The sequence below is a fragment of the uncultured Porphyromonas sp. genome, assembly GCF_934359325.1.
Lineage (GTDB): Bacteria > Bacteroidota > Bacteroidia > Bacteroidales > Porphyromonadaceae > Porphyromonas_A.
Window position 1 is genome coordinate 1 of the sequence record NZ_CAKRLH010000228.1, and the last position, 2,469, is coordinate 2,469.

A 2,469-nucleotide genomic window follows, 5' to 3' on the forward strand; every position below is an offset into this window, starting at 1 on the left:
GTCTTATCCTCTTCGGTGTACTCTATATGCTATTCTCTAATGCAGTTGTTAGGGGTGAGGAGAAGATCTTTGTGGAGAGTCCGCTCTTTGACTCCCTCGGTGAGGGAGAGAGGGGGGCGATACTGATGGTTCACTTTGGCACCACACACGACGACACTCGTGTGCGGACGCTTGACGCACTCAATCACGCGGTCGGAGCCGCTTTCCCCGGCATAGAGCTGAGCGAAGCCTACTCCTCGAGGATCGTCTGCAAGCGGCTCCGTGACCGAGGGATCGAGAAGCTCGCGCCAATGGAGGCGATGGATAAGCTCAGGGCGGAGGGGGTGACCCATCTGCTGATCATCCCGTCGCAGGTGGTCTATGGGCTGGAGATGAAAGCGCTGGAGCAGGAGGTGGAGCAGCGGCGGGGCGACTTCCGGGAGATCCGCCTGACGACACCGCTCCTCTTCTATGAGAAGGATTACCGAGAGCTGGTCGACCGGGTGCTGGCACCGTTGGCCAAGGATAGGGATACCGCTTACCTCCTGGTGGGGCACGGCACTTACGACAGCTCCACGGCGCAGTATGCTATGCTGGACCACTACCTGATGGATCGCGGACTCTCGCAGATCATCGTCGGCTGCATTGAGGGCTACCCCTACTACGATCAGGCGCTCAGGCGTTTCCGAGCCACCGGACTCCGGAGGGTCTGCCTCATGCCGCTGATGATGGTGGCGGGCGAGCACGCCAAGCACGACATCTCCGACATGTGGGCCACCGCCCTGCGAGACGAGGGCTATGAGGTGACGGTGGATGCCCGAGGGCTGGGAGAGCTGCCCGAGGTGCAGGAGTTGGTGGTGGAGCGGGCACGCTTCTTCGCACATAATCGCCGCCTCCTGATCGGGGAGAAGAAAAAGATCTACGAGAAAACCGGTGTAAAACTGAGTGCTGAGGATGAGTAGACTAATGAGATGGGCGATCGGCCTCCTGCTGCTCCTCTGCTCCCTCGGTGCTGAGGCGGCGGAGGTGCTGCGGGGTCGCGTGACAGACATGGAGGGGAGGCCAATGCCGGGTGTCACCATTAGGGTTCGCCACACCCGCGAGGGCAAGGTGGTCGCAGCGATGGTGACCAATAAGGAGGGGAGCTACAGCTTTGCTCTTGCCTCCGGTGACTATCGAGTGACTGCCTCCCTGGTGGGCTTCCGTGAGGAGAGCAGGCGGGTGTCTCTGCCGATGAGCGAGGAGGTGGACTTTGTCCTCAGGGAGGATCCTAAGCTACTCGGCGAGGTGGTGGTGCTCGCCCCCTCGCATGAGCGAGCCTTACAGCATCAGGCGCTCTCCGCCATGAGTCTCGACGTCAGCTCCGTGATCTCCTCCCTCAGCAGTCTCAGCGACTTGGTGGGGCAGTCCTCCGGGGTCAATGTCCGTGGTCAGGGAGGGCTGGGCTCAGGCGTGGAGCTGTCGATCAATGGTCTCAGTGGTCAGGCGGTCCGCTACTTCATCGACGGGGTCCCGCTCTCCTCCCGCGGGAGTGGCCTTAGCCTCGAGACGCTGCCGGCCAATATCGTCGACCGAATAGAGATCTATAAGGGCGTGGTCCCCCCGGAGCTGGGGATGGATGCGCTCGGGGGAGCGGTGAATATCATCACTAAGAAGAGCCGGGCGAGCTTCGTGGATGCCTCCCTGAGGCTTGGCTCCTTCGGCACCATCGGTGCTGACCTACACGGTCAGTATCGCCATGCAGCGAGCGGGCTTACCCTTCGCCCCACGCTGAGCTGTCTCTCCAGTCGGAATAACTATATGATGAAGGGGGTATCGGTCTGGGATGAGGAGGCGTACGACTTCGTCCGGAGGGACCTTCCGCGCTTCCACGATGGGTACCGCACTCTCACCGCAGGGGTGCAGCTCGGGGTGACTCAGGTGCGGTGGGCCGACGAGGCGCTCCTCGGGGTACAGTACACCGGGAGTGACAAGGAGATCCAGACCGGGTTTATGCAGACCCTCGTGATAGGCGAGGCGACCCGGCGACGGTCCGATCTGAGCCTCACCGGCAGGTATGCCAAGAAGGATCTGCTGACCCCGGGACTCTCGGCTCAGGTCGATGCCGCTGTCGCGAGAGATCACATGCTGCTCGCTGACACCACCTACAGGAAGTATGCGTGGGACGGCACCTCCGTAGAGACCAATTACAGTGAGGTGACCCGGCGGGGGAAGGCACTCCGCCACACGCTCCGTCCGGGTCTCTCGGCGCGAGTCAATCTCTCCTATGACCTGAAGAAATGGGGGAAGCTCAACTTCAATTACCAGCTCTCTGCAGTCGAGAACCATCGGTACGACGACTACGACACCTCTTTTGACGAGACGAAGGACCGGATGGCACGGCACATCCTCGGTCTCTCCTATGGTGGCTATCTCCTCGACGGCAGGCTCCATGCGCTCACTTTCGTCAAAGACTACCTCTACACCGTCTCCATCGGTCAGTCCGACCTC

2 protein-coding genes are annotated in these 2,469 nt (G+C 61.3%); both read left to right on the forward strand.

The window, feature by feature from the left end:
* On the forward strand, positions 1–941 hold a 941-nt coding region (locus Q0F21_RS07185; protein WP_297238676.1), incomplete at its 5' end, for a sirohydrochlorin cobaltochelatase.
* Positions 934–2,469 (forward strand): carboxypeptidase regulatory-like domain-containing protein (locus Q0F21_RS07190; protein ID WP_297238678.1); only part of this gene is annotated, 1,536 nt, incomplete at its 3' end. The genes Q0F21_RS07185 and Q0F21_RS07190, both read left to right, overlap by 8 nt.